The organism is Thioalkalivibrio sp. ALE19 (genome assembly GCF_000428605.1).
In the GTDB taxonomy this organism is placed as follows: Bacteria; Pseudomonadota; Gammaproteobacteria; order Ectothiorhodospirales; family Ectothiorhodospiraceae; genus Thioalkalivibrio.
Genome location: NZ_AUAG01000052.1, coordinates 1 through 5340, shown reverse-complemented (window position 1 = coordinate 5340; position 5340 = coordinate 1). Strand labels below are relative to the sequence as shown.

Sequence of the window (5340 nt, the reverse complement as noted above, 5' to 3'; positions counted from 1 at the left end):
ACTTCGGCATGACCATCGTCGGCCTGCCGTACACCGAAAAGCGCCTGCTGGAAATGGGCCAGATCAGCGGCGGGACGCCCTACGGCGCCACCACCCTGGCCGACGGCGACGGCAGCCGCCAGCCCACCGAGGCCGAACTCGGCATGGCCGAATCCCAGGGCCGCCACGTCGCCGAAGTCGCCCGCGCCCAGAAGCTGGGCCCGTAGGAGGCCAGCCCCCTGGCCGACCCGGCACCAGACCCGGCCCGACCCGACCCGCAGGAGGCCAGCCCCCTGGCCGACCCAGCACCAGACCCGGCCCGGCCCGTAGGAGGCCAGCCCCCTGGCCGACCCGGCACCAGACCCGGCCCGACCCGTAGGAGGCCACCCCCCTGGCCGATCAAGCCCCGACCAATCACCGCGCCAAATCGGCCGGAGGGCCGGCCTCCTACCGGGGCCGGGGTCGACCTGCAGGAGGCCAGCCCCCTGGCCGACCCGGCACCAGCCCCGGCCCGCCCCGTAGGAGGCCAGCCCCCTGGCCGACCCGGCACCAGACCCGGCACCAGACCCGGCCCGCCCCGTAGGAGGCCAGCCCCCTGGCCGATCAAGCCCCGACAACCCACCAGGCCCGGATCGGCCGGAGGGCCGGCGTCCTACACCACCCGGCTGTATTTCACCGGGGCGGCCTCCGGCCGGTCCAGCCAGGCATCGAAGGCCATGGCCACGTTGCGCAGCAGCATGCGCCCGCGTGGCAGCACGTCGAGCTCGCGCTCGCCCACGCGCACCAGTTCGTCCTGTTCCATCTCGGCCAGGCGCTCCAGCTCCGCACCGAAATACTCACGGAAATCGATCCCGTGGCGGGCCTCCACCCGGCCGAAATCCAGATGCGAATGACACATGATGTCGGTGATCACCTCGCGTCGCAGACGGTCGTCATCCGACAGCACGATGCCCCGGAACACCGGCAGGCGCCCGGCATCCAGGCGCGCGTAGTACTGCTCCAGCTCGCGCACGTTCTGACTGTAGGTATCGCCGATACGCCCGATCGCGGTCGGCCCCATCGCCACCAGGTCGCAGTCGGCACGCGTGGAGTAGCCCTGGAAATTGCGCTGCAGCGTGCCGGCGCGCTGGGCGCGGGCCAGCTCGTCGTCCGGCAGGGCAAAATGATCCATGCCGATGTACACATAACCGGCATCGGTCAGCATGCCGATGGTCGTCTCCAGGATCGCCAGCTTCTCCGCCGCCGAGGGCAGCTCGTCCTCGTTGATCTGGCGCTGCACCTTGAAGCGCTCCGGCAGATGCGCGTAGTTGTAGATCGCCAGCCGCTCTGGCCGCAGCTCGAGGGTTTGCTCCAGGGTCCGCCGCGTGGTCTCCACCGTCTGCTTCGGCAGCCCGTAGATCAGGTCCACGTTGGTCGAGCCGAAGCCGCAGGCCCGCGCCTGTTCGATCGCCCCGGCGGTCACCTCGAATGGCTGGACGCGGTTGACCGCCTGCTGCACATCGGGGTCGAAGTCCTGCACCCCCAGGCTGATGCGGTTGAAGCCGCGCTCGGCCAGCAGCGGCAGCGTGCCTTCGCGCAGCGCCCGCGGGTCGATCTCGATGGAGAACTCGCGCTCCGGCCCGTCCGCCAGGTTGAAGTTGCGACCCAGCGAATCCATCACCCGGTCCAGATCGGCATCGCTCAGATAGGTGGGCGTGCCACCACCGAAATGCAGCTGTTCCACCGGGCGTTCCGGGTGGAACAGCCGCCCCTGCAGCGCGATTTCCTGATCCAGATAGTCCAGATAGCTGCGCGCGCGCTCGTAATTGCCGGTCACCACCTTGTTGCAGGCGCAGTAGAAACACACCGTGTCGCAGAACGGCACGTGCACATACAGCGACAGCGGACGCGTGACACCATCGGCCTGCGAACGCTCGGCCTGTACCGCATAGGTGGTATCGTCGAACCCCTCGTGGAACTGCGGCGCGGTGGGATAGGACGTGTAGCGCGGGCCACTGACGTCGTAGCGTTGCAGCATCTCGCGGTCGAAGATCAGGCTCTGTTCCATCGGGGACTCCTGTGGGCGGACCAGCCCATGATACCCCCGGGCCGCACCCCGGGGCTTGAGGCAGGTCACCCAACCCGCCTTATGCTAGCCTCTGCGCGCACATCCGGCCCGGCCCCGAGAAACCATGTCACCCGACGAATACTGCGAAGAAAAAGCCGCGAAAAGCGGCTCCTCGTTCTACTACGCCTTCCGCTTCCTCGAAGACGACCGCCGTCGCGCGATCACCGCGCTGTACGCCTTCTGCCGCGAGGTGGACGACGTGGTCGACGAGACCAGCGAAGAGGCCGTGGCCCGCGCCAAGCTGGACTGGTGGCGCGGCGAGATCGAACGGCTGTACGACGGCGACCCGCAGCACCCCATCACCCGCGCGCTGCAGCCGCATCTGGCCCCGTTCGATCTGGGTCGCGAGTACTTCGACGAGATCATCGACGGCATGCAGATGGATCTCGACTACGACAGCTACCCCGATTTCACCACGCTGTCGCTGTACTGCTACCGCGTGGCCAGCGTGGTCGGCATCCTCTCCGCGCACATCTTCGGCTTCACCGAGCGCGGCACGCTCAAGTACGCCCACGATCTCGGCATGGCCCTGCAGCTGACCAACATCCTGCGTGACGTGCACGAGGACGCGATGCGCGGGCGGGTGTACATCCCGATGGACGAACTGCAGAAACACGGCGTGCGCCCGGAGGAGTTCCAGCGCAACCTCACCGACGACCGCCACCGCGCGCTGTTCGCGGAGCAGGCCGAACGCGCCCGGCGCTACTACGACAAGGCCGAGGCCGAACTGCCGGCAGCGGACCGCTACGCCCAGCGCCCGGGCCTGATCATGGCCGCGATCTACCGCCGCCTGCTGGACGAAATCGCCGATGACGGCTACCGCGTGCTGGAGCACCGGGTTCACCTGACCCCGCTGCGCAAGCTGTGGATCGCCTGGCGCACCTACCGCCGCCTGCGCCGCGAACGCCGGCGCGGCTGAGCCCGCGTGTCCGTCGCGTCCGACGCCCGTCCGGTGGCGGTGGTCGGGGCCGGCTGGGCCGGCCTCACCGCCGCGCTCGCGCTGGCGCGCGCCGGCCACCCGGTGCACCTGCTGGACAGCGCAGCGGTGGCCGGCGGCCGCGCCCGCAGCCTGACCCTGGACGGGACTACACTGGACAACGGCCAGCACATCCTGGTGGGCGCCTGCGAAGCGGCGCTGGCACAGATCCGCTCGGTGGGCGTCGACCCGGAGCAGGCCTTCCACGCCCTGCCCTTCGGTCTGGAACTGCGTGCCGCCGACGGCACCGAGGCCCTGCGCCTGAACCCCGCCTCGCCGCGCCTGCCGGCGCTGGGTCGCGCGCTGTACGCCACCCTGAAAACCGAACCGCTGCGCGTACGGCTGCGCGCCACCCTGGGTGCGGTCGGCCTGCTGCACGGCCCGCTGCATCAGGACCGACCGGTACGCGCCTGGCTGCAGTACCACCACCAGCCGCCCGCGCTGATCGAACGCCTGTGGGAGCCGCTGTGCCTGGCGGTCATGAACACCCCGCTGCGCAGCGCCTCGGCGCGGGTCTTCCGCGAGGTGCTGCGAGAGGCCCTGACCCACGGCCCGGAGGCGGCTCGTCTGCTGCTGCCGGCGCAGCCGCTGGGCGCGATCTACCCGGAGCCGGCGCTGGCCGAACTGCGGGAACGCGGCGCCAGCATCGACCTCGGACGGCGCATCCGGCACATCGAACTGCCCGACGACCCCGGATCGGGGGCTTCGCCGGTCATGCTGGAGGATCGCGGTGGCCGGCGCATCGAGGCACGCGCCGTGATCCTGGCCACCGCCCCGGCCGCTGCCGCCGGGCTGCTCCCCGAGGCCGCCGACCCGGGCGACCTGCGCGAGCGCATCCGCGGCATGGGCGGGCGCAGCATCTGCACCGTGTACCTGCGCTACCCGCGTGCGGTGGATGAACTGCCGCCCCTGCTGGGGCTGCTGGGGCAGTACGGCCAGTGGGCGGTACCGCGCCGCGTCGGCGGCCATCCGGAATGGGTGGCCGTGGTCACCTCCGCCGCCGACGACGCCGCACCCATGGATGCCGACACCCGCTGCGCGACGGTAGCCGCGGAACTGGCCCGCTGCGTACCCGGACTGGACACCCCGGTCGCGCAGCACGCGGTCTGCGAACGCCGCGCGACCCTTGATGCCAGCACCGGCATCGACACCCGCCGCCCCGAACCGCGCACCGCGCGCCGGGATCTGCTGCTCGCCGGGGACTATCTGGTCCCCGGACTCCCTTCCACCCTCGAAGCCGCGGTGCGCTCCGGTTTAGAATCGGCGCATCTGCTCATGGAGGACCTCTCTTGACCGACACCCCGCTCGACATCCCGAAGCTGATCGACTATCGGCCCGAACCCGGCGCCTTTGCCGACCGCGTGATCCTGGTGACCGGCGCGGCCGACGGCATCGGGCGCCAGGTCGCCGAGGCCTGTGCCGCTGCCGGGGCCGTGGTGGTCCTGCTGGACAAGGACATCAAGGGCCTGGAGCGCGTGTACGATGCCATCGAGGCCGCCGGGCACCCGCAGCCGGCGATCTACCCGCTCAACCACGAGGGGGCCACGGTCAAGGACTATGGCGAGATGGCCGAGAGCATCCGCGACTCGCTCGGCCGGCTGGACGGCGTGGTGCTCAATGCCGGCTGGGCCGGCACCCTGACCCCGCTGAAGCAGTACGACCCGGAGCTGTGGTTCAAGGTCGTCAACGCCAACCTGAACGGGCCGTTCTTCCTGGTGCAGGCGGTCATTCCGCTGCTGGAAGCCAGCCCGACCGGCAGTCTGGTGATCTCCACCCAGGACGCCAGCCGCGCCTACTGGGGCGCCTTCGGCATGGCCAAGGCGGCGCAGGACAGCCTGCTGGAGATCCTGCACCGCGAACACCGTCACGAAGGCGGCTTCATCCACGTCAACGGCGTGGACACCGGCCCGGTGCGCACCCGCTTCCGCCGCGCGCACTACCCCGGCGAAGACCCGGCCAGCCTGCCCGCGCCCGAGGACACCGTGGGCCCGTATCTCTACTTCCTCGACCCCGGCGACCCGGCCATCACCGGCCACAACCTGCGCCTGGAAGGCCACCTCCCGATCCGCCCCCTGCCCCCGGATTACGACGGCTGATTCCGGCCCCGATCGGCCGGGGGGCCGGCCTCCTACCGCTCCCCAACCCGCCGGTAGGAGGCCAGCCCCCTGGCCGACCCGGCACCAGACCTGCCCCCGATCGGCCGGAGGGCCGGCCTCCTACCGCTCCCCGAACCGTCCGTAGGAGGCCAGCCCCCTGGCCGATCCGGCACCGGACCTGC

4 protein-coding genes and 1 pseudogene are annotated in these 5340 nt (G+C 70.9%); 4 read left to right on the top strand and 1 reads right to left on the bottom strand.

Translation table 11 applies throughout. From position 1 onward, the window contains the following. Positions 1-206 (top strand): annotated as a pseudogene (locus tag F787_RS15830) (NAD(P)H:quinone oxidoreductase); the annotation flags it as partial. A gap of 425 nt (positions 207-631) precedes the next feature. Here the strand turns inward: F787_RS15830 and hemN are convergent. After that, entirely contained in the window at positions 632-2026 is a 1395-nt protein-coding gene (gene hemN / locus F787_RS0113830) for an oxygen-independent coproporphyrinogen III oxidase (RefSeq protein WP_028492563.1), read from the bottom strand. A gap of 124 nt (positions 2027-2150) precedes the next feature. Between hemN and hpnD the strand changes: the two genes are divergently transcribed. From hpnD to F787_RS0113815, 3 genes are read left to right on the top strand one after another with little or no spacing between them, the layout of a single operon-like run. Then, positions 2151-3005: a presqualene diphosphate synthase HpnD gene (gene hpnD, locus F787_RS0113825; RefSeq protein WP_018870743.1), complete on the top strand. Its 855-nt coding sequence runs from the start codon at positions 2151-2153 to the stop codon at positions 3003-3005. A gap of 6 nt (positions 3006-3011) precedes the next feature. Next, positions 3012-4355 (top strand): hydroxysqualene dehydroxylase HpnE, encoded by a 1344-nt coding sequence (hpnE, locus tag F787_RS0113820; protein WP_028492562.1) that lies wholly within the window; start codon positions 3012-3014, stop codon positions 4353-4355. Next, positions 4352-5158 (top strand): SDR family NAD(P)-dependent oxidoreductase, encoded by an 807-nt coding sequence (locus F787_RS0113815; protein WP_028492561.1) that lies wholly within the window; start codon positions 4352-4354, stop codon positions 5156-5158. The genes hpnE and F787_RS0113815 overlap by 4 nt, the downstream gene beginning before the upstream one ends. Positions 5159-5340 lie beyond the last annotated feature (182 nt).